This is a genomic window from Streptomyces sp. NPDC059897 (genome assembly GCF_042730865.1).
Taxonomy (GTDB): Bacteria; Actinomycetota; Actinomycetes; order Streptomycetales; family Streptomycetaceae; genus Streptomyces.
This window is the reverse complement of record NZ_JBHWKQ010000046.1, coordinates 39,131-58,749: the sequence shown is the minus strand read 5'-3', so window position 1 is coordinate 58,749 and position 19,619 is coordinate 39,131. Positions and strand designations below refer to the sequence as shown.

Sequence of the window (19,619 nt, the reverse complement as noted above, 5' to 3'; positions counted from 1 at the left end):
TTCCCCACCTTCGCGTCTCCCGCGCGATTGTGTGGAGGTTGGGGGGGTGGTTTTTTTGTTATGGACGAGGGGGGGCGGCGCCGGTGTCGACACCGGCCGGCAGCACCGTGCTCAGACCCCCTCCACGTCCGCAACGCGCTGCTGCGGCGTCAGCTCCACGCCGAGGTCGCGCAGCGTCGCCTCCAGCACGGCCCACACCGAGCGGCACAGCATGGCGCGCAACTCGTCCTCGGTCTGCTCCCGCTCGGGATCGCGCATCCACTGATTGACCGCCGTGTCCACGAACCCCACGATGCCGACCGCCACCGAGCGGATCGGCGCCCCCTTCACACCAAGTGCCGCCAATACGTCGCCGAACCGCTCGCTCAGCATCAGCGCGATGGCCGTCTTGGTGTCCGCCACCAGCGAGCCGTCACCCATCGCGTGCTCGGCGACGCCCATGTAGGCGTACAGGCGCGGATGCTGGGCCACCCAGTCCAGGTGCGCGCCCACCACACGGTGCACGGACTCCTCGACGGTGCCCTCGAAGCTGAGCGTGGGCTCCATCCGCTTCACGAACGACTCCACCACCCGCCGGCGGATCAACTCGTCGAACGACGCACGGTCCTTGAAATGCCGGTAGAGCACGGACCGCGGCAGGCCCACACGCTCCGCCAGGCGCTGCATCCGAAAGTGCGCGCCCTCCTCCTCGATGAGCGCGACAGCCGCGTCCACCAACTCCACCTGACGCTGTGCCTTGTGCCCGTCCCAGCGGGTGGAGCGTCCATCGATCTGCGGCTCACCGCCGGTTCTCTCCGCCATCCGTCCAGGATATCGGCCCGAACCGAACACATAAGCAGGAGAGCAGGTCGGAGTCGCGAGGGAGCGGAGGGACACTCTTCGGCCGGAACGGCGCGTTTGCGCAGGTTCGGCCGCATGGTGTGGAAACGTTCCTTCTGCAAGATGGCCGCCGCCGGGGACCTTCCGCCCCCTCCTGGGCCCCGGCGGCGCTTGCGTCCGCTTCCGACGGTGCCTGTCGCCGCCCGTTAGGGTCGCCACATGCGACGGTGGACGGGGCTGGTGGCGGCGGGGACGGCCGTGCTGCTGTGGAGCGAGTGGCTGAACCGGCGCTGGTCGCGAACGCTGGTGGGTCGCGGGAGCGGCGGGGAAGTGTCAGAGGCCGTGATCGTCCTGGGGTTCCGCAACCGCGGGTCGACGGCGAACTTCGTCAACCGCTGGCGGGTACGCGCCGGGCTTCGCTCCGTGTCCGCCGAGGGCGCGTGCGACACGACGGTCGTCTTCAGCGGTGGCGCGGCGGCCGGGAGCGGTGCCACGGAGGCCCGTCTGATGGCGGACTACGCGAGGTCGGCGTGCGGTTTCGACGGCACGGTCCTGCTCGAGGGCCGGTCGACGACGACGTGGGAGAACGTCACGAACGTGATCCCCATGGTCGAGGACGCCGACCGCATCAAGATCGTCTCCCAGCCGGCGCACGCGCTGAAGGCCCGCGTGTACCTGCGGCGACAGCGCCCCGATCTCGCCGAGCGGCTCGCGCGGGCGGACGACTGCCGCCCCGGCGAGTGGCTGCTCGGCAAGCCGCTGCTGGCCCTGTACGGACTCTGGGCGCTCCGCGGCGTCAAGCCCGAGGAGCGCAAGCCCGCCTGAGTGAAAGGCCGCCTGAGCGGGCGTCACTCCCCGGTCCCCGCCGTCGCGAGCTTCACCGCGATGCGGTTGCGGGAGCCGATGCCGAGCTTGGAGAGGATGCGCTCCATGTGGGCGTCCACGGTGCGGCGCGAGATGAAGAGGCGCTCGGCGATCTCCCGGTTCGACAGGCCGTCCGCCGCCATGCGCGCCACCTCGTGTTCGCGGCGGGTCAGCGACTCCCCGGACGCCGTCCTGCGCTGACCGGGCAACTCCGCCGATTCCAGGGTGAGTTCGTCCGCACCGGTGAGCGCCGCCGCGAACAGGGCCTCGCGCGGTGCGGTGGCGCCCAGCTGCCACAGCTGGTCGTAGACATCGGCGCCGAGTCCCGAACGGGTCGCCTCCGCCGCCATCCGGTGGTTCTCCACGGAGACCGGCGCCCCGCTCAGCAGCTCGCCGCCGGTCGACTGCCACAGCGCGTCCGAGCCGCCGAACAGCCAGGCGGCCCGCCGGTGCCGGCCGTCCCGGGCCGCCACCCACGCCATGATCTCCACCGCGTAGCCGCAGCCGATCACGTCGCCGAGCGCCGCCTTCAGCGGAAGCGCCTCCTTCAGCGCGACCTCGCTGGCCCCCGGGTCCCCCTTCGAGTAGTGGCTCAGCCCCACGATGGTGTGCACGAAACCGCGCAGCCAGCACTCCTTCGAGCCGGCGCCCAGCCGCGCAAGGCCCTGGCCGCTGCGCTCCAGGGCGAGATCGTCCTGGCCCGAGAGGTGGTACTGGTACCCGGCCTGAACGTCCAGGCAGACCAGGCCGATGAGGTCGCCGAGCGCCGCGAGCCGCTCATGGGCGGCCACCGCGGCCCGCTCGGCGCGGTCGAAATCACAGGCGAACGTGTACGCGCAGTGCAGGTAGAGCCAGCCGCGGGCCCGGATCAGGGACTCGCCGAGCCGGTCGGCGATCTCGATGCCCTCCTTGATCTCCGGCACGGCACCCGCCGGATCGCCCTGGAACGTCTTGATGTACCCGCCGACGACCAGTGCCCAGGCCCGCTCGGGTGTCGCGCCGGGAAAGGCCGCCGCGGACTTCTGCTGCCAGTACCGCCCCTCCGTGAGGAGCCCCGTGATCTGCCAGTACCCCCACAGTGCCCCGGCGAGCCCGGCGCCCTTCTGCTCCCGGTCGCCGCGCCCGAGCGCGTACTCCAACGCCAGCCGGATGTCCGGGTGTTCACGGCGCAGCGCCTGGACGCGCGGCATCTGGTCGTCGTCGATGAAGTGCCGGTCGAACTCGTCCGCCGCCTTGACGTAGCGCGCCAGATGCCGGTCGCGCGCCGCGGTCTCCTCGCCCGAAGCGGCCAGCTTCTCCGCCCCGTACTCACGCAGGGTGTCGAGCATCCGGTAACGGGTGGCACCGTCGGCGCCGGTGCCGGGCCCGAACTCGTCCACCCGCTGCACCACCGACTTGTCGACGAGGTCGATGAGCACCTCCAGCACCTCGTCCGAGCCCAACTCGCCGAACCCGCACACCTCTTCGGCGGCCGAGAGGTCGAAGACGTCGGCGAAGACGGAGAGCCGCGCCCACAGCCGCTGCTCGCGGGCGTCGCACAGGTCGTGGCTCCAGTCGATCGTCGTACGCAGTGTCTGGTGGCGCGGCAGCGAGGTGCGGCGGCCGCCCGTCAGGAGCCGAAAGCGGTCCTCCAGGCGGTCGATGAGCTGGATCAGCGGCACGGCGCGCAGCCGGACGGTGGCCAGCTCGATGGCGAGCGGCATGCCGTCGAGGCGGCGGCACAGCCGCACCACGGCTTCCCGGCTGGCGTCGGTCACCTCGAAGCCGGGGACGACGGCCGTGGCCCGCTGCTCGAACAGCGACACCGCCTCGCCGCCCCCGTCCGACACGCTGAGCGGCGACAGCGGAAAGGTGTGTTCACCCGGCACGTCGAGGGGCTGCCGACTGGTGGCGAGAACGCGTACGCCGTCGGTCTCCCGCAGCAGGACGTCCACCAGCTCGGCGCAGGCGTCCACCAGGTGCTCGCAGGTGTCGAGGACGATGAGCGCGGGTGTCTCCCGCAAGTGGTCGAGCACCACGTCCAGTTGCGGCCGCCCGGACTGCTCGGGAAGGTCGAGGCAGGCGGCGAGGGTGTGCGGCAGCAGCCCCGGGTCGCGCAGCGCGGACAGTTCCACCAGGCACACCGGCGCCTCGGCCCCGGTGGTACGGCCCGCGAGCGCGCGGAGCGCGAGCCGGGTCTTGCCGACACCGCCGGGCCCCACCACGGTGACGCACCGCTGCGTGTCCAACGCCGCTGCCAACTGGGTCAATTCAGGGGCCCTGCCGATGAAACCGGTGAGTTCACGGGGTAGTTCGCCGGGACGGCGCCGCACAATGCCGAACGTCATGCAGCGGATTGTCCCGCGCGTGCGCGGAGTGGGCGTCGGGATGCCCGAAGGTCCATACGAACTGGTGAACCGCGGCGTAGTATCCGCTGCCGCGGACGCCGGGGTGCCCAAGCCGACCTCAATGAACCGCCGTACGTTGATCGCCGCGTGGGCAGCGCTGTGCGTGGGCGGGCTCGCCGCCACCTCCGCGCTGAACGCCTCCCCGACCCCGGAATGAAGCGATGGGTACCGGTGTGCGAACGGTCGAACAAGTTGCGTGGGATTGATGGTCATCGCGGACTATGCCAACGGCACTTCCGACTCCGTATCTACGTTAGTTCGAGCGTCGTTCAACGGCTCGTTCCACGGCGCGTCCACGGGGAAGGGAATGATCACGGTGGGCCCTGGCAGGGGAAGCGAAAGACATCTCGAAGCGACCGTCCGGGGGCTCGCCTTCGCGGCGGACGGCGGCGCGTGCGAGCCCTGCGACGTCATGCTCCGCTACAGCGAGGACGATCCGCTGGTCGTCTCGGTGACCACGGCACGGCTCGGCCGCCGGGCCGAACACTGGGTGATCTCCCGGGACCTGTTGTCCGACGGCCTGTCCGGCCGGGCGGGCATCGGCGACGTGACGGTGCGCCCCGTCGTCGATCCCGACGGCCCGCCCGGAGTACTGCTGCGGGCCCGCGACGAGCAGCGTGCGCTCCGCGTCCGCATCGGCCACCAGGCGCTCCTGCTCTACCTGGCGCGCAGCCACGCCCTCGTCCCGTTCGGCAGCGAGGTGCGCCCTGGCCGGATCGACAAGGGGATCGAGGGGCTGCTCGCGCCGCGGTGACGGCAGCCGGTCAAGGGTTCCCTCGCGGTCACCCGCATGTCTATCTTTCTGGAATCCAGTCTCACAATCTTGAACTCGAAGGATTCCGGAACAGATGCGAAACGTCGGCTTTCTGACCATCGGCCAGGCGCCGCGCCCCGACCTGAGTGCCGGGATCGAGGCGGCTCTGCCCGGCACCGCGCGCGTGCGGCACGCCGGTGTGCTCGACGGGCCCGACCCGGCGCGGTCCGCGGAGCGTCTCGCCGCCGTCCCGGGCCGCCCCACCCTGATCACCCGCCTCGCGGCCGGAGTCACGGGCACCCTCGATGAGGCGGCCGTTGGGGAGGTCCTGCAGGAACGGGTCGACGCGCTCGAGGGCGAGGGCGTCGACACCGTGGTGCTGCTGTGCACCGGCGAGTTCCCGGCGCTGCGCACCCGCAGGGCGCTGCTCGTTGAGCCGGACGCCCTGCTGACGGCCTACGTCCGTGGTGTGTTGGACGGTGTGCCGGTGGGTGTGGTCGTGCCACTGCCGGAACAGGTGGCCGCGGCCCGCGATAAGTGGCGGGGCATCGCGCCGACCCCGGAGTTCGCCACGGCGTCGCCGTACGCCCCGGACGAGACCGAACTGCTCGGCGCCGCCCGGGAGTTGCTGGATCGCGGCGCGGCGGCCCTCGTCCTGGACTGCATGGGTTACGCCGACCGGCACTGGGAGGCGCTGCGCGCGGGCGGTGTCCGCGTGCCGGTCCTCACGTCGAGCGGGGTCACCGGGGCCATGACCGGCCCGCTCCTCGCGTAGCTCGGGACGGCGGCTCAGCCCTCGTCGGACACGAAGCGCAGCCAGTACGGGTCGCCGATGCGCTTGCCGACGCGGGCGGCCGCCTCCCGCACCGCCCTGCCGAAGCGTTCGGTCGCCTCGTCGCGCAGCTGGGGGGCCGGCAGGGCGATGCCGATGCCGAAGACCTGGCCCGTGTCGTTGTCGAGCACGGCGGCCGAGATGCCACCCACGTTCGGCACCCACTCGCCCTTCGAGATGTCCCAGCCGTCGACACGGATCCGGGCCAGTGCGGCGACCAGGTCCTTGCGGGTTCGCGGTGCCGTCCCGGTGGCCTGCTCGAGGCGGGCGTCGACGAGCCGCATGACCTGCGCGTCGTCCAGGCGCGCGAGCAGCGCTCGGCCCATCGAGCTGGCGTACGCGGGGGCCCGGGTGCCCGCCGGTGTGTACGCCTGGAGGGCGCCTGCCGTGCCGATGCGCATGTGCAGCACCAGCGACTCGGCCCCGTCGAGCACGTCCACGTACCCGGTGTAGCCGGTGTCGGCGACGAGGCGGGCGGCCTCCTCCTCCAGCAGGGAGACGGTGCCGCGCGAGGCCCGGAAGTGGTACGAGGCCTCCATGATCAGGCCGCCGGGGCGGTAGGCGCGGGTGAGCGGGTCGCGGTCGAGGACCCCGGAGCGATCATCCAGCTCATCGGCGGCTCCAGGCGCCAGCTCGGCATCATGCTCGCCACCGGTCTGCTGATCACGACGCCCATGGCCGGCTGGATGGTCGCCGCGGGCCTCGCCGTCCGCGTCCTCGCGCCGCGCTTCCTGGGTCGCAAGGCCAAGGAGAACCTCGAGATCTTCGCCGGCGGGGCGATCGCGGGCGACGCGCTCTATTCGTTCGGCAACGGGGTCTGGACGGCGACGAAGTAGCCCTCCGCACCACCACCGAGCCCCCGCCACACGTACCACCCGTACACCGAGAACGACCCAGGAGACCCCTGTGCAGCGACAGTTGACGCACGACGACCTCGAGGCAGCCGTCTACGGCGGAGCCGTGCTCGGCGGCGGAGGCGGCGGATTCGTCGAGCGTGGCCTGCGCACCGCCGAACTGGCCCTGCAGGTGGGCACGCCCGAGCTGTGGAGCGCCGACGAGTTCGCCGACGACGCCCTGGCCGCGACCGTCGCCCTGGTCGGCGCTCCCGCCGCGCCCGACCCGCAGGTGCTGCCCACCCACCTCCTGCGCGCCCTCGAACTGCTGCGCCGCGACCTGCCGAGCCCGCTCGTCGCCGTCCACACCAACGAGAACGGCGCCGAGACCACCATCAACGGCTGGTTCCACTCCGCGATGACCGGCCTGCCGGTCATCGACCTCGCCTGCAACGGCCGCGCCCACCCCTCCAGCCAGATGGGCGCGATGGGCCTGCACGCGCAGGACGGCTACCGCTCCTACCAGGGCTACGCGGGAGGCAAGCCGCACACCTACGTCGAGGGCGCCGTCACCGGCACCCTCGATGCCACCTCCAACGTGGTGCGCCGCGCATCGGTCGAGGCGGGCGGCTGGGTGGGCGTGGCCCGCAACCCGGTCGAGGTCGGCTACGCGCGCCGGCACGGCGCCCCCGGTGCCGTCGGCTTCGCCATCGAACTCGGCCGCCGCTTCCTGGCAGAAGGCCCGGCGGGCGCGGCCGCGCACCTCGGCGGCGAAATAGCGGTGACCGGCACCGTCCGGGAGTACCGCTGCGAGCAGCGCGAGGGCCTGGACATCGGCGTCGCGACCCTCGACGACGCGGCGGGCACGGAGCTGCACTTCGTCAACGAGTACATGACCTTCGAGTCCGGCGGCGAGCGCAGGGCCGCCTTCCCCGACCTGATCACGACATTCGACGCGGCGGGGCAGCCGCTCGCCTCCGCCCACGTCGAGGTCGGCAAGGAGGTCTCCGTCCTGGTGGCCCCTGCGGCGAACCTGCCCCTCTCCTCCACGATGCACATGCCCGAGCTGTACGCGCCGATCGAGGACCTGCTCGGCTTCCCGTTCGCCCCGGCGGCGAAGGTGCTCGCCGATGCCTGAGCAGGTACGCGCCGCTGACCCCGCCCTCGTACGGGACTTCTGCGCGACGCGCTGGGACGAGGAGGTGCTTCCGCTGGTGCGGGAATACATCCGCGTTCCGGCGGTCAGCCCGGCGTACGACCCGCAGTGGGAGACCCACGGATTCCTGGACCGGGCCGTGGAGGCCGCGGCGGCATGGCTGCGCTCCGTGGAGGACCTGCCGGGCCTGCGGGTCGAGGTGCTTCGCGCGCCGGGACGTACGCCGCTCGTCTTCTTCGAGATCCCCGGCCACGATTCGGCCGCCGAGGAGACCGTCCTCTTCTACGGGCACCTCGACAAGCAGCCCGAGGGCGAGGGCTGGGCCGAGGGCCTGTCCGCGTGGGAACCGGTCTTCGACGGCACCCGGCTGTTCGGGCGTGGCGGCGCCGACGACGGCTACGCGCTGCCCGCCGCCCTGACCGCGGTCCGCGCCCTCGCCGCACAGGGCGCGGCCCGCCCGCGCTGCGTCGGCGTCTTCGAGGCGGGCGAGGAGTCGGGCAGCCCCGACCTCGACCACTGGTTCGCCGAACTGGCCCCGCGCCTCGGCGAGATCGGCCTCGTGGTGTGCCTCGACTCCGGCGCCGGCGACTACGAGCGGTTGTGGCTGGTGACGTCGCTGCGCGGCCACTGCGGCGGCACGCTCGACGTGCGCGTCCTCGACGACGGCGCGCACTCCGGGGACGCGGGCGGCGTCGTCCCGTCGACGTTCCGCGTCCTGCGCCACCTGCTGGACCGCCTGGAGGACAGCGGGACCGGAGATCTGCTGGTCGGGGACCTGCACTGCGAGGTGCCCGCCGAACGCCGCGCCCAGGTCGCCGAGGCGGCGGAACTCCTCGGCGACCAGGTCTGGCAGCGCTTCGACTGGCACGAGGACGAGACCGGCCACCGCACGGGACCCGTCACCCACGGCCCCGAGGAGCTGCTGCTCGCTCGCGCCTGGCGCCCGAGCCTGGCGGTCACCGGCGCGGACGGGCTGCCCCCGGTTGCTTCGGCGGGCAACGTGCTGCGCCCGCACACCAGGGTCAAACTCTCGTTCCGGCTGCCCCCGTTGGTGGACAGCGCGAAGGCGCTCGCGGAGGTGACACGCCTCCTGGAGGACGCGCCCCCGCACGGCGCGTCGGTCCGCTTCACACCCGACCGGGTCCTCGCTGACGGCTGGCACGCACCGCCCGAGCGGCCCTGGCTCCGCGAGGCGCTGTCCGCCGCGAGCCGCGCCTGCTTCGACGGGGCGGACGCGGCCCGCATCGGCCAGGGCGGCACGATCCCGCTGATGGGCCAACTGAGCCGGCAGTTCCCCGAGGCCCAGTTCCTGGCCTGCGGAGTCCTCGGCCCGGGAGCGAACGCCCACGGCCCGAACGAGTCCCTGCACGTGCCGTACGGGCAGCGGTTGACGGCGTGTCTGTCGCTGGCCGTGAACGCGTTCGCGCTGCGGTCGGGAGGCGCTGAGGGGTGAAGGTTGAGGGCACGAGCGGTTCGGCGGCGCCCCGACCCCACCTACGAGTCCGCCGCCTGCTGGGTCGAGTGAGTCGCGTGCGGTGACACCTTCACCACCTCGCCGTCGGGGAACGCGACCGTGACCCCGCCCGCCGCGTCGACCGTGCACTCGATCGCCTCCCGCAGCGCCTGAGGGTGCACCGCGTCGTGGGTGAGGGCCACCAGGGTGACGTGGACGGAGGTGCCGCCGGGGTGGGGGAGGGAGCGCAGATACGGGGTCGCCGAGTGGGGGCCGAAGGCGTTCGACGCCACCTCGCGGGCGATCCCGGTCTCCGTGTCCCAGCCGTGCAGGGCGACCACCGCGCTCGTCAGTCCCGATTCGGTGCGTGCCAGCGCCCAGCCGGGCCCTTGGTCGACGCCAGGTCGTGCGGTGGCGGCGACCGCGTGACCGCCCTCGCGGACCGTGACGCCCGCAGGAGCCCGCACCCGGTGGACCCGCAGCTCCCAGGGGCCGTGCAGGACGCTCGTCGATTCGATCGGGAACTCTGCGTAACTGTCGGGGAGTTGGGCGTAGTGACGGGATGAGGCGCGGCGGTTCTCGCAGGTGAGGGGGTGGATGCGGCGGCGGCGCGAGGGGGTGCCGTCCGGAGTGAGCAGCGCTATGTGGTTGTCGATCGTGCGGGACCAGGCGTGCGGGGCGGACTCGGGGGCGGTCGCGGTGGAGTAGGCGAGCTTGGCGTAGTGCGGGTCGTCGTCGGCCGGGCCGGTCGGCGGGTTGTGGTCGCTGCCGTGGTTGATCAGGCGGACGATGCCGTCGTGCGGGGTGCCGTGCAGGAGCCAGCCCGGCGCGGGCAGTGCTGTGTACTGGGTCTCCCGCTCGACGGGCAGGGGGAGTTCGCGGTCCGTCCACACCGGGTGGGCGGCGGGAAGAAGGAGTCCCAGGAAGCCCTTGCTCGACCAGTACGGTGAGGCCGGGCCCGAGTACGGCTGCGTGGTCGGCAGGTGGGTGCCGTACCAGCCCAGGGGCTGGAGCCCCCGCTCGTCCGGTACGCCGCGCTCGGCGAAGTGCCGCGCCGTGCCCGAGGCCAGCCGGCGTGTCAGACCCGGCGCGAGAGGTGTGCAGTCGGCCAGCGCCCCCAGCCAGAAGGGCGCCGTCGCCGCCATGCGGTACGTCAGGGAACGGCCCTGGTGCACGGGCGCGCCGTCCGCGCCGAAGAACTGCGGGTACGTCTCCAGGAACAGGGCGAGCCGCTCCCGGTAGAGCTTCGCGCGCCCGTCGTCGCCCCCGTTGTCCCGGCCCGCGATCCTCGTCCACAGCAGCGGGTACAGGTGCATGGCCCAGCCGATGTAGTAGTCGAAGTTGCGGCCGTCGCCGTCGCTGTACCAGCCGTCGCCGACGTACCAGTCCTCGATCCGGTCGAGCCCGCCGTCGATGTCGCTCTGGCTGTACGGGGCGCCGACCGAGGCCAGGAACTGCTCCGCCACCACTTGGAAGAGCCGCCAGTTGTTGTCCCACGTGCGGGCGCCCACGAAGCCCGACAGCCAGTCGACCACCCGTTCCTGGGATCGGCTGTCGAGCCGGTCCCAGATCCAGGGGCGGGTCTCGTGCAGGCTGATCGCGATCGACGCGGCCTCGACCATCTGCTGGGAGCAGTCCGTGAGTTCGGGCCAGGCCTCCGGGTGGTCACGGTCCGTGCCCGTTGTCAGACCCTGCGTATATCTTTCGATCAGGTGGGAGACGGCAGGGGCCTCGGCCCCGTTGTCCGTTCCCGTCGTGTCCGTGCTTGCGCCCGCGATCCGGAATGAGGCCAGCAGAAATGTCCGAGCGAACCCTTCGAGCCCGTCCAGTACCACCCCTGACCAACTGCCGCGCCCGGGCAGCCGGTACTGCGCGAACCCGGGTGTCGCGTAGGGGGCCAGCGCCGCCAACTGCCGGTCGGCGAGGGCCTCCCAGTGTGCCCGGGTCCACCCCGTCAAAGGGGAGCGGACGCGATCGGTCGGCGGCAGGGAGAGGTACGGGGCGGGCATGGTGGCTCGACGGCTCCTCGGTCGGGGCGGGCGGGGCGGAGGGCTGCTCTACGCGAGCTCCGCGGTGTGCGTATGGCCGCGCGAGCCCGCGACGCGCACCGTGACCACCGGGCGGCGGCCCGGCGTGACCGAGACCGTGTCGTCGGCGCGGACCACTTGGCGTACGGGGAAGGGGAGTTGCACGGACAGGGTCGTCCCGGTGCGGCCGGGGTCGGACACGGCGACGGTGATCCCGTCGTCCCGGCGGCGGACGAGCACGGTGCCCGGGCCGTCGGCGCGCAGCCCGTCGACGGAGCCCGCCGCCCAGAAATGCGCGGCGAGCAGCCCGAGCCGGGGTGACTCGACGGCCTGGACGGTCGCGCTGTTCGTGCGGACGCGCACCGGGGTGGAGCGCGACCACGCGGCGGTGGCGGCGGCCGTCGCGCCCGGCAGCAGGACGTAGGCGTAGGAAGCGGAAGCGGGGGAGGGGCCGTGATCGAACCAGAGGGAGGCGTAGCGCCGGGTGACCGGGGTGGTCGAACCACCGGTGTCCGCGCCGGTGTTGAGGGAGCGCCATGTCCCCGTGCGTTCCTCGCGCAGGGCGCGCAGCGGGCCACCGGCCGGGAAGACGTAGCCACCCGTGCCCTCCAGGTGCGCCCAGTGCGCATCGGTGAGCCGCGCCGACCAGCCCGGCTCGCCGGGCTGCGGCCGGTCGTCGACGGTGAGCAGGGGAGCGCCGTCGGTGTGCAGATTCCGGTTCTCCACGACGGTCTCGATCGGGCGGCCGTCGCTCGCGGTGATGCCGGCGCCCAGCGCGACGACCGCGTTGTCGAGGAAGAACCACGCCTTCTTGGCGCGCAGCGTCGACCCGTCGGCGATCAGCTCCATCGCCGCCGCCCCGTACCGGGAGTCGAGCACCGCGCCGCCCGCGACCGCGTTCTTCGGGCGGAAGGTGCCGGTCCCGGCGCCCGTGCCCAGGTCGGCGCGCTCCCGCGTGTCCACGGTGGTGCCCGGCAGCCGGTAGGGGTTCACCGTCGGCCAGAAGCCGTCACCGAAGGCGTCGAGGTCGTCGCCGTCGTACAGGTACGTCATGCCGTCGCCGGTGTACCAGCCGTGCAGATTCTCGCCGTTGCCCGCCTCGTACGCCGCGATGCGCTTGGAGGACAGGGACAGGGCGCACGACCAGCCGGGCCGCCGGTGCACCACCCGGTCCATGTCGGCGAACACGTAGTGGCCGGTGAGCCGCTCCGTAGGACGCACCGCCGGATCGGCGAGGAGGGTCTTCGCGCGGGCCAGGGCGGGGACGCCGACGAGCCGCAGGTACGGGGTGTCCTTGTTGCGCAGGATCCAGCCCTTGACGGTCGCGCGCCAGCGGTCCGCGTACGACTGCGGTGCGCCGTCCGCCAGTTGGAGGATGTACGAGGCGGTGGCCGCCCCGTCGGTGTGGTCGCGGGCCCGTTCGCGCGAGATGGCGCGGCCGCGCAGCGCGTCCATCATCACGCCGTCGAGGAGCACGGGCACGAAGGAGCGCTCCACCGCCTCGTACAGCACCTTCACCGCCGGGTCGGTGACGGACCACCGCGAGTCGGCGAGCAGCGCGATCAGCTGTCCCGCGCTGCCGAGCAGGACGCCGCCGTAGGTGCCGGTGTAGGCGACCGAGGAGTGCTGGACGAACGAGCCGTCCGCGTAGAAGCCGTCGCCCGATGTGACGTACTGGAACAGGCTGTTCTTGCCGTTGTCGCGCACGTCGGAGAGGCCGTCGCGGGCGAGTGCGACGACGTCCGCGTCGCCGGCGAGCAGGCCTCGAAGGGCGACGATGACGGCCTTGTCCGCACGGTTGGCGCCCGTCTCGGCCAGTGTGGGGGAGTTGGTGCGCCGGTCGGCGTCGGGGACGAACTTGGCGACCGTCTTGAGGTACGCGGACCGGTCGTCGGCGGGGAGGTGCGCACGCAGCAGGACACAGGTGTCGAGGAGTGCGCGCGGTGCGCCGATCTCCCAGAACCACCAGTTGCCGGACTCGGAGCGGGAGTCGTTGTAGCCGGTGGCGCCGAGGAAGCGCAGCGCGTCGAGGAGCGCGTCGCGTACGGCCGTGTCTTCGGTCAGGGAGGTGCCGGGGGTGGCCCAGGCGGTGGCGAGGGTGCGCAGCCGGGTGTAGCTCTGGCCGAACATGCCGGGGTCGGTGGCCGGGGCCAGATCGGACCACAGGGCGGTCCGTCCGGCGGAGCGGTCGAGTGCCTTCCACCAGCCGGCCGCCTGCTTGTCCAGGGCGGCGAGCGCGGCGGCGACATCGGGGTCGTCCGGGTCGACCTCGCCGCCGGTGAGCTGCTCGGCAGCCCGTGCGAGCAGCGGCTCGTAGGGGTCCTCGGCCGCGGCGGCGGCCCCGGCGCCGAGTCCGAGGGGAAGCGTCGTGGCCGCGGCGCCCGCGCCCATCAGAGCCAGGGTGTGACGTCTGCTCAGCTGCATGATCGGTCTTCGCCCTTCGGTTCAGTCGGACAGCGTGGCCGGATCGACGGACGGCTTCGGCAGCTTGAGCGCGGCAAGCTCCGCGCGCCCCTGCGCGTCGATCGGGAACGCCCACGTGGTGAGGAAGAAATCGGTGAGGTCGCGCTCCGCGACCCGGCTCGCGCAGGTGGCAAGCGCCCGGTAGCGCTTGGCCGAGTCCGAGGAGTCCGACTGCGGGTTCTCCTCGCGCACAAGGCGGTGCAGCCGCGGCCAGAACGAGTCGCCGAACGCCAGCTCCAGCTGCCGCAGCGGCACCAGCTTCTCGTACGCGCCGAAGGACTTCTCGTACGTGAGCCCGTCCGTGCCGAACTTGGCGCGGGCCGACTGGAAGGGGTTCAGCCCGGTCGCCGGGTCGACGGTCAGCAGGTTGGACGGCTGCCCCAGCGCCCGCTGCACGGCCAGCGAGTAGATGTTCACGGTGACCTCGGTCATCGCGGCGGGCTTGTACGCGAACTGCTGATGCAGATGGCCGAGTTCGTGGTACAGGCCCCAGCCCCTGGTGCGCAGCCCGTGCACCGTGGTCGCCCGGTCGAGGTAGGCGCGCGGGAAGCCGTTGTAGCCGTGTGTGGCGTACGCGCCGACACCGGAGGGCACCACCGACACCTCGGTGAAGTGGTAGCCGCCCGCCTTGGGCCGGTGCACGGGCCGCGACCCGTCGAGGCCGCTGATCGCCGACTCGGCGTCGATGATCTGCTCCAGGAGGCGCAGCAGCTCGGCGTGGCTCTCGTCGCGGTAAAGCAGGGCGCCCTCGCGGGTCAGCGTCACGATCGAGCGCGGGCCGTGCAGCTCCACGACCGGCACATCGGGCATGGTGTCCAACTGGCGCTGGAAGTAGGCCTCTTCGGTGTTGCCGAGCGTGAAGACCGGCATGGGTGCGCTGCCGCTCTTGAACGCGACGGTGGCCTGCTCCCCGTCACCTTCCAGGGAGAAGTAGACGGGCCCGCCGTGCTGGTCGGTGACCGTGTTGGCGCCCGGCTTGAGCGGGTAGCGCCGGGGAGCGGTCACCGTGGCGTAGTAGTCCCAGCGGCCGATCCACACGGTGGGCAGCACGTCGTCGTGGGGCTGCACGTCCAGGCGCAGCGGGGTGCCCGCGGTGACGTAGCGGCCCGACGGCTGGAACTCGGAGGCGCGCAGTGCCTGCCCGAGGCGCAGCCGTTCGGTCTCGGCGGACGGGCGGGCCGTCAGCCGCACGGTCGCGGAGGTGGCCGCGTGCGCGGAGCCCGCGCCGAGGGTGAGCGCGAGACCTCCGGCGGCTCCGGCACCGGCCAGCGCGGTGAGCACCGTGCGCCGCCCGGGGCCGGACGGCTCGTCGGGGCGGCAGGCGGCGGCGAGATCGTGGGACGTGTCGGCAGGGCGCATGCAGGGACTCCCCAGGGGATGAAGGACCTCGGAAGGACGAGTGGGACGTGGTGCGTGCGAACTGGGCGACAGCATGTAAGCGTTTGCTGCACCGAGGCAAGGTGCTGGCGAGATTTTCTGCTCGTTACTACGCCAAGTGGACCTGCAATGAGCAGAATCGAGCAGTCGGATGCGTGGCGGAGTGCCTCAGTCCTGCTTGCGTCCGCCGCGGCCGCGTGGCGCCGCCGCCGGTGGTGCCACGGAGTCGCGGACCACGATGTGCGTGCCCAAACGCAGCGCGCCGGTCGTGGGGGCGCGCCAGTCGTCCTCGTCCCCGCCGTTGAGGGCGACCCGCACCGCCTGGCGGCCCATCTCCTCCAGCGGGATGCGGACCGTCGTCAGGCGCGGCCGCAGTTCCTGGGCCACCGGGATGTCGTCGTAGCCGACCAGCGACACATCCTGCGGCACCCGCAGGCCGGCCTCCTCCAGCGCCTGCGCGGCCCCGGCGGCGACGATGTCGTTGGCGGCGAACACGGCCGTGAACTCGGGCCCGTCCTTCAGCAGTTCCGTCATCCGCCGGTAGCCGAAGGACCGGCCGAAGGCGCCCGGCTGCTCAAGGTCGGGCACGCGGTCGATGCCGCGCAGTTCGAGCGCGCGCCGGTGCCCGGCGAGCCGGTCGCGCGCCGTCGACAGGGCGGGCGGGCCGCCCAGGTAGAGGATCCGCCGGTGCCCCCGGGTGATCAGATGGTCCGTGATGGCGAAGGCGCCGCCCTCGTTGTCGTACTCCACGTCGACCGTGGGTACGCCCGCGCCGAGCGAGGGGCGCCCGCACAGTACGAGCTTGGCGCCGTCCGCCGCCAACTCGTGTGCCCGGCGCGAGAGTTCGTCGCGGTAGGCGGGGTCGTCGACGCTCCCGCCGACCAGCACCACCGCGTCCGCCCGCCGCTCGTGCATCAGCTCGATGAAGGCCAGCTCGCGCTGCGGGTCGCCCTGCGTGCAGCACACCAGGCACAGCCGGTCGCCCGCGGTCGCCTCGCGTTCGACGCCGCGCGCGATGTACGCGTAGAACGGGTCGATCAGCTCGCTCACGATGATGCCGACCGTGCGCCCGGAACTCCCGGCGAGGGCGCGGGCATGGGCGTTCGCCACGTAACCGAGTTCGCGCGCCGCGGCTTCGACGCGCTCGCGGGTGGCTGCGGCGACCGGATAGTTGCGGTTCATCACGCGGGACACGGTGGCCGTGGAGACACCGGCGTGCCTGGCGACGTCGACCACCGTCGCGCGGCGCTGCTCCCGGTGGCCGGGGCCGCCGGCCGCCGTCGATCGTTGCCGGGCCATCCGGCCCACCCCCTGCTGATCCTGCCGTGCCGTTCCTGCTCCGCCCGCCCCAGAGCTTATGCCGTGCGGGGTGGTCCTGGTCACGCGATGTGCTCCAAGTCGTCGAGGCGGACCGGGTGGTCGAGCGGGGCGCCGTGCGCGTACCGGGTGAGCTCGTCGACGGCGAGCGCGCCGAGCCGGCCCACCTCGTTGCCCTGGGCGCCCGCCATGTGCGGTGTGATGAGGACGTTGGGCAGGTCCCACAGCGGGTGGTCGGCGGGCAGCGGTTCCGGGTCCGTCACGTCGAGCACGGCGTCGATCCGCCCGCTGACCAGATGTTCCACCAGGGCCTCGGTGTCCACGAGGGGCCCGCGCGCCGTGTTGACCAGCAGGGTGCCCGGCCGCAGCAGGTCCAGGCGGCGGGCGTCGAGCAGCTGCCGGGTCTCCTCGGTGTCGGGCGCGTGCAGGGTGACGACGTCGCTCGCGGTGAGCAGGGTGTCCAGGTCGGTGCGGGTGACACCGAGCAGGGCCGCCTCGGTGTCCGCGATGTACGGGTCGTACAGGAGGACCTCGACATCGAGCGAGCGCAGCAGCCGCACCACCCGGCGGCCGACGTGCGAGGCGCCGACGACGCCGACGGTGAGGCCGCGGGTGCCGAGCCAGTGCTGCCGGTCCAGATCGGCGTCGGTGCGGTGGGTGCGCCGTGTGCGGAAGAGATGGGCGAGGGGGAAGGCCCGCTTGGCGCCCATGATGATCGCCGCGAGGGTGAACTCGGCGACCGGCACGGCGTTGGCGGCGGCCGCCGATGACACCGCGATGCCGCGTTCGTAGGCCTCCCGTCCCAGGAAGGGCTTGACGGTGCCGGCCGCGTGGATCACCGCGCGCAGCCGGGGCGCCCCGTCGAGCACGGCGATGTCGATGGGCGGGCAGCCCCAGCCGGTGAGCAGCACCTCGCACTCGGCGAGCGCGGCGCGCGCCTGCGGGCTGCTGAACTCGCGAAGGACGTGCGGCGGCCGGATGTCGGCGGCGTCCTCGAGCCGGACGCGCACGGCGGGCGGGAAGACGTCGTCGACGACCGAGGAGTGCATCGCCAGAACCGTACGGGGCCGCCGCGGGGGCGGTGTGGTGCCGGTGACCGAGGGCTCGGCCCCGGTCGACACCTGGTCAGTGGTACGCACCCTGCCTCCGGACAGTAAACGTGTTCTATCAGGTGACCGAACGCTAAGGAGACCTCCGGCCGATCGTCAACCCAAAGGCTGGATCAAATATGGGAGTTGGCAGGTCAGGGCAGGCAAATACCGAACCGTGGCTCGGTGTTGAGGGCCCGCATCAGACCACTGCTCGCTCGGATCTATTGACGACAGGGTTAAACGCTTACTAACTTGCCGCCGCAGTAACGCAGTTCTTGCGTCACCCGGCCGAACAGGACCGCTCCATGACTGCTTCCGCGCCACCAGCCGTGCCCCGCACCATCCGCAGAACCCTGTGGCAGCGCGTCAAGCGCGACAAGGTGATGCTGATGCTCTGCCTGCCCGGCTTCCTGTACTTCGTGGTGTTCCACTACGTGCCGCTGCTCGGCTACATGGTGGCCTTCCAGGACTACCAGCCCTACTTGGGCTATATGCACAGCGCCTGGACCGGCTTCGCCAACTTCGCGAGCGCCTTCGCCGACCCCGACTTCTGGTCGGCGACCGTGAACACGCTGGAGATCGCCCTCGTCCAACTGGTCCTGTTCTTCCCCGTGCCGATCGGGCTCGCGCTGCTGCTCAGCAGCATCGTCAGCGACAAGCTGCGGCGCTTCGTGCAGAGCGTGGTCTACCTGCCGCACTTCATCGGCTGGGTCATCATCGTCTCGATCTTCCAGCAGATCCTCGGCGGCGCGGGCGTGGTCCCCGACCTGCTCGAAGCGGTGGGCCTGCCGCACTACGACATGATGACCGACCCGAACGCGTTCCCCTGGCTGCTCGCGCTCCAGGTCATGTGGAAGGACGCGGGCTGGGGCACCATCATCATCCTCGCCGCGCTGCTGAACATCGACCGCGGCCTGTACGAGGCGGCCGCCATGGACGGCGCCGCGCGCTGGCGCCGGTTCTGGCACGTGACACTGCCCGGCCTGGCTCCGGTCCTCGTCCTGCTGCTGATCCTCAACCTCGGCAACATCCTCACCGTCGGTTTCGAGCAGATCCTGCTCCAGCGCGACGCCGTCGGCCCCGGCGCCGGCGAGGTGCTCGATACGTACGTCTATTTCCACGGCATCAAGGACAACCAGTGGGGTACCGCGGCCGCCGTCGGCCTCGTGAAGGCGGTCATCGGCACGGCCCTGGTGATCGGCGCCAACAAGTTCGCCCACCGGCTCGGACACGAAGGGGTGTACAGAGGTGCTGACCGCTGAGACGACCGCCGTGCGGACAGGCGGCAAGCCCGCCCCCGCCACACAGGGCACCGGGAACCGCGAACTGCGTCCGTCGGGCGCCCGCCCGCCGTGGATGGAGCGGCCCACCCGGGCCGGCCTCTTCCTCAAGGGGCTCGCCCTGGTGGCCGTCGTGGGCATGGTCGCGTACCCGCTGCTCGGCGTGATCGGGACGAGCTTCGCCTCGCAGACCGACATCATCCACGCCAACGGCCTGGTCCTGTGGCCCGACCACCCCAACCTCGACGCCTACCGCACAGCCTTCACCGGTGGCCGGGTCACGCGCGCCCTGTTCGTGAGCATCGCGGTCACCGTCGCGGGCACGGTCTGCAGCCTGCTCGCCACCATCGGCATGGCGTACGGACTGTCGCGGCGCGGCATCGTCGGCGGCCGCTTCCTGCTGATGACGGCCCTGTTCACGATGCTGTTCAACGCGGGCGTCATCCCCAACTTCCTGCTGGTCAAGGAGCTCGGCCTCTACAACACGTTCGCCGCCCTGGTCCTGCCGACCATGGTCAGCGCCTTCAACCTCGTCGTGATGCGGGCGTTCTTCATGAACCTGCCGGAGGAGCTGTACGACGCCGCGAAGGTCGACGGCGCGGGCGACTTCCGCACGCTGATACAGGTCGTGCTGCCGCTGTCGAAGGCGGTCGTCGCCGTCGTCGGCCTCTTCTACGCGGTCGCCTACTGGAACGCGTACTTCAACGCCCTGCTCTACCTCGGCGACAACGACAAGTGGCCGCTGCCCATGGTGCTGCGCACCTTCATCCTCCAGGGGCAGAACCTCGACACGGCCGCGGCAGGAGAGGCGATAGCCCCGCAGCAGGCCGTGCAGATGGCCGTGCTGGTGATCGCGGTCGTGCCGATCCTGCTCGTCTACCCGTTCCTCCAGCGCTACTTCACCAAGGGCGTCCTCACCGGCGCCGTCAAGGGCTGAGAAGCCCCCAGGGCCTCCGCACACCGGCC

General features: G+C 72.1%; 17 protein-coding genes. 9 read left to right on the top strand and 8 right to left on the bottom strand.

All coding sequences use genetic code 11. The features are described 5' to 3' along the window. Positions 1 to 111 precede the first annotated feature (111 nt). Complete coding sequence (locus ACFV9W_RS33415; protein ID WP_385768736.1) at positions 112 to 801, bottom strand: TetR/AcrR family transcriptional regulator; 690 nt, start codon at positions 799 to 801, stop codon at positions 112 to 114. A 237-nt stretch (positions 802 to 1,038) separates the two neighbouring features. Here ACFV9W_RS33415 and ACFV9W_RS33410 point away from each other — a divergent pair, with 237 nt between their 5' ends. Then, a complete protein-coding gene (locus tag ACFV9W_RS33410) occupies positions 1,039 to 1,644 on the top strand; it encodes a YdcF family protein (protein WP_385768734.1) in 606 nt (201 codons plus the stop codon). Between the two features lie 23 nt (positions 1,645 to 1,667). On the opposite strand, the gene ACFV9W_RS33405 is transcribed toward ACFV9W_RS33410, so the two are convergent. Next, on the bottom strand, positions 1,668 to 4,010 hold the full coding sequence (locus ACFV9W_RS33405; RefSeq protein WP_385768732.1) for an ATP-binding protein: 2,343 nt from the start codon (positions 4,008 to 4,010) through the stop codon (positions 1,668 to 1,670). A gap of 40 nt (positions 4,011 to 4,050) precedes the next feature. Here ACFV9W_RS33405 and ACFV9W_RS33400 point away from each other — a divergent pair, with 40 nt between their 5' ends. From ACFV9W_RS33400 to ACFV9W_RS33390, 3 genes are all read left to right on the top strand, one after another. Further along, a complete protein-coding gene (locus ACFV9W_RS33400) occupies positions 4,051 to 4,227 on the top strand; it encodes a hypothetical protein (protein ID WP_385768730.1) in 177 nt (58 codons plus the stop codon). A gap of 159 nt (positions 4,228 to 4,386) precedes the next feature. Further along, positions 4,387 to 4,824 carry an SsgA family sporulation/cell division regulator gene (locus ACFV9W_RS33395; RefSeq protein WP_385768728.1) on the top strand — a complete coding sequence of 146 codons (438 nt, stop codon included), beginning with the start codon at positions 4,387 to 4,389 and terminating at the stop codon, positions 4,822 to 4,824. Between the two features lie 94 nt (positions 4,825 to 4,918). Then, positions 4,919 to 5,599 (top strand): AroM family protein, encoded by a 681-nt coding sequence (locus ACFV9W_RS33390; protein WP_385768726.1) that lies wholly within the window; start codon positions 4,919 to 4,921, stop codon positions 5,597 to 5,599. Positions 5,600 to 5,613: 14 nt separating this feature from the next. Here ACFV9W_RS33390 and ACFV9W_RS33385 read toward each other — a convergent pair whose 3' ends face one another. Continuing rightward, on the bottom strand, positions 5,614 to 6,195 hold the full coding sequence (locus tag ACFV9W_RS33385) for an IclR family transcriptional regulator (protein WP_385768724.1): 582 nt from the start codon (positions 6,193 to 6,195) through the stop codon (positions 5,614 to 5,616). On the opposite strand from ACFV9W_RS33385, the gene ACFV9W_RS33380 reads away from it, so the two are divergent. The 3 genes from ACFV9W_RS33380 to ACFV9W_RS33370 all read left to right on the top strand — a co-directional run bounded on the left by ACFV9W_RS33380 (position 6,178) and on the right by ACFV9W_RS33370 (position 9,098). Further along, on the top strand, positions 6,178 to 6,492 hold the full coding sequence (locus tag ACFV9W_RS33380) for a hypothetical protein (RefSeq protein ID WP_385768722.1): 315 nt from the start codon (positions 6,178 to 6,180) through the stop codon (positions 6,490 to 6,492). The two genes, ACFV9W_RS33385 and ACFV9W_RS33380, sit on opposite strands and share 18 nt — an antisense overlap. A gap of 70 nt (positions 6,493 to 6,562) precedes the next feature. Further along, complete coding sequence (locus tag ACFV9W_RS33375) at positions 6,563 to 7,627, top strand: DUF917 family protein (protein ID WP_385768720.1); 1,065 nt, start codon at positions 6,563 to 6,565, stop codon at positions 7,625 to 7,627. Continuing rightward, positions 7,620 to 9,098 carry a M20/M25/M40 family metallo-hydrolase gene (locus ACFV9W_RS33370; protein WP_385768718.1) on the top strand — a complete coding sequence of 493 codons (1,479 nt, stop codon included), beginning with the start codon at positions 7,620 to 7,622 and terminating at the stop codon, positions 9,096 to 9,098. Before ACFV9W_RS33375 ends, ACFV9W_RS33370 begins: the two co-directional genes overlap by 8 nt. A gap of 41 nt (positions 9,099 to 9,139) precedes the next feature. On the opposite strand, the gene ACFV9W_RS33365 is transcribed toward ACFV9W_RS33370, so the two are convergent. The 5 genes from ACFV9W_RS33365 to ACFV9W_RS33345 form a co-directional block, all read right to left on the bottom strand. Next, on the bottom strand, positions 9,140 to 11,107 hold the full coding sequence (locus ACFV9W_RS33365) for a DUF2264 domain-containing protein (RefSeq protein ID WP_385768716.1): 1,968 nt from the start codon (positions 11,105 to 11,107) through the stop codon (positions 9,140 to 9,142). 48 nt (positions 11,108 to 11,155) lie between these two features. Beyond that, positions 11,156 to 13,549, bottom strand: coding sequence for a polysaccharide lyase 8 family protein (locus ACFV9W_RS33360; protein ID WP_385768714.1), 2,394 nt, complete (start codon positions 13,547 to 13,549; stop codon positions 11,156 to 11,158). A 21-nt stretch (positions 13,550 to 13,570) separates the two neighbouring features. After that, the gene (locus ACFV9W_RS33355; protein WP_385768712.1) at positions 13,571 to 14,947 is read right to left on the bottom strand and encodes a M60 family metallopeptidase; all 1,377 of its coding nucleotides are present in this window, start codon (positions 14,945 to 14,947) and stop codon (positions 13,571 to 13,573) included. 186 nt (positions 14,948 to 15,133) lie between these two features. Further along, on the bottom strand, positions 15,134 to 16,264 hold the full coding sequence (locus tag ACFV9W_RS33350) for a LacI family DNA-binding transcriptional regulator (RefSeq protein WP_385768710.1): 1,131 nt from the start codon (positions 16,262 to 16,264) through the stop codon (positions 15,134 to 15,136). Between the two features lie 80 nt (positions 16,265 to 16,344). Then, complete coding sequence (locus ACFV9W_RS33345) at positions 16,345 to 17,331, bottom strand: hydroxyacid dehydrogenase (RefSeq protein ID WP_385768745.1); 987 nt, start codon at positions 17,329 to 17,331, stop codon at positions 16,345 to 16,347. 347 nt (positions 17,332 to 17,678) lie between these two features. On the opposite strand from ACFV9W_RS33345, the gene ACFV9W_RS33340 reads away from it, so the two are divergent. Next, the gene (locus ACFV9W_RS33340) at positions 17,679 to 18,635 is read left to right on the top strand and encodes an ABC transporter permease (RefSeq protein WP_385768708.1); all 957 of its coding nucleotides are present in this window, start codon (positions 17,679 to 17,681) and stop codon (positions 18,633 to 18,635) included. Positions 18,636 to 18,729: 94 nt separating this feature from the next. Further along, entirely contained in the window at positions 18,730 to 19,590 is an 861-nt protein-coding gene (locus ACFV9W_RS33335) for a carbohydrate ABC transporter permease (protein WP_385768744.1), read from the top strand. Positions 19,591 to 19,619 lie beyond the last annotated feature (29 nt).